This window comes from Mesorhizobium sp. M4B.F.Ca.ET.089.01.1.1, assembly GCF_004022605.1.
Lineage (GTDB): Bacteria > Pseudomonadota > Alphaproteobacteria > Rhizobiales > Rhizobiaceae > Mesorhizobium > Mesorhizobium abyssinicae.
On sequence record NZ_RZOS01000815.1, the window covers coordinates 1 to 1,449 of the forward strand.

General features: G+C 60.0%; 1 protein-coding gene. It reads right to left on the reverse strand.

Annotation, left to right across the window (positions count from 1 at the left end):
- Nucleotides 1-246: 246 nt before the first annotated feature.
- Nucleotides 247-459: an AlpA family phage regulatory protein gene (locus EN780_RS34150; protein WP_128276450.1), complete on the reverse strand. Its 213-nt coding sequence runs from the start codon at nt 457-459 to the stop codon at nt 247-249.
- Nucleotides 460-1,449: the final 990 nt, after the last annotated feature.

Here is a 1,449-nt window from a genome sequence, read left to right on the forward strand (position 1 = left end):
GAACGCTTGCTCTGTCAGCCTGAGGGCGGCCACCGATTCGGCGCGGGCTCTGAAAGGAGATAAGCGGCCAGACCCAAAGTTGACCTGGTTGAGCGTGAGGCCGACCATCGTTTCTGGTTTGCCGTGTTCGTTCGCCTCGGCGACGCTTGTAATGGACATGGCCCACTGGGCTCAAGCAATAGCCTCGCCGCCGTGCCGCTGCGTCTCGATGAAGCCCAGTTTTCCGCGCAGTGTACATCACCCTCATCACGCCTTGTCGCCCTGGTCTTGTGGACGCCACGAAACGGGATTGGAGATCCAGCGACTGATATCGGATTCGTGCCAGCCTGTACCGTGGATACTGATCTGAATCTGGCGTGGGAAGGTGCCTTTGGCGATCTTGCGATAGATCGTGGATCGGGACAGACCGGTCCGGGAAAGAACGGTTTTCAGGCGGATGATACGGTCTGGTTCGAGCATGGTCGCGCTGCCTCTGTTGGCTGTTCTTGATTGCTCCTGATCCAGAGAGGACAGACACTTACGGGCGTGCAAGAGGTTTTCCGCCGACGTTGTACCCCGGCCTAGAGACGGCGGCAAATGGGATGGGTTTAGAGTCCAATGCCACGGCCCCGCCCAAGCTCGATACCGTGATTGAAGGCGTTCTAAGTCCGAAACAAAGGCCTGACACTGAAGAATCCGTGCCCTGAGACAGTCCATACGCGCCCCGAGTCCAGTTTGCCTGGGGTTCCTGGAAGCTTTTTCGAACTTTCTGCCCCTCCAGCCGAATTGCGTGCGCTTTTCAAGGAAGTTGGCGGATCTGGATCCGCGGCGGTGCAAACTTGAGCGAGGCGCCTATTGGGGGTTCGAGTCGGTAGAGCGCTACCGCCTTTCCCCCCACTCTGAGGGCATGCGATATTTTCTACAGTGTCGAGCGTGATGCGCCTGGCTCGGTGCTGCAAAGACCGAAAGGGAACGGGAGAGTCTGACCCGAAAGCTATCCACGGCCCCAACGGCTGCTTTTCGCAGCAAGTTTAGCCGTGGACGCCGGCTTCGCAGCTTCCGGAAACCGGATCTGCCGGCGATCTCGCTTGAGGTCGTGGTTGCACCAATGAAACGAATTCGCTCGCGCGGGAGCACGCGAGTTTCGAGGCTGGCGCGTAGGTGGCGGCGTTGGTGGGGCGGTGAACGACCAAGGGTGACGGGCGGTCATCCGCTCCGAGCATGAGGGGTCAACCTTCTGCTTGAGAGGAGCATCTGATAATCACCGATCCTTTGCATCCATCCGGCAGTTCGCTGCGCGAGCGCATGATCGAAGACACGCGCCGGGACTATATCCGCTGCGTTAAGAGATTGGCGGCCGTCATCGGCCGCTCGTCCGACACGGCGACGGCTGAGGATCTCCGCCGTTTCCAGGTTCACCAGACGCAGGCCGACATGCAGCCACCAGGCATCACCAGCGCGGTCTCGGCG

Bases quoted from the DNA above. Each gene is read 5' to 3' on its own strand.
- EN780_RS34150 (WP_128276450.1), bottom strand. From the start codon at position 459: ATGCTCGAACCAGACCGTATCATCCGCCTGAAAACCGTTCTTTCCCGG.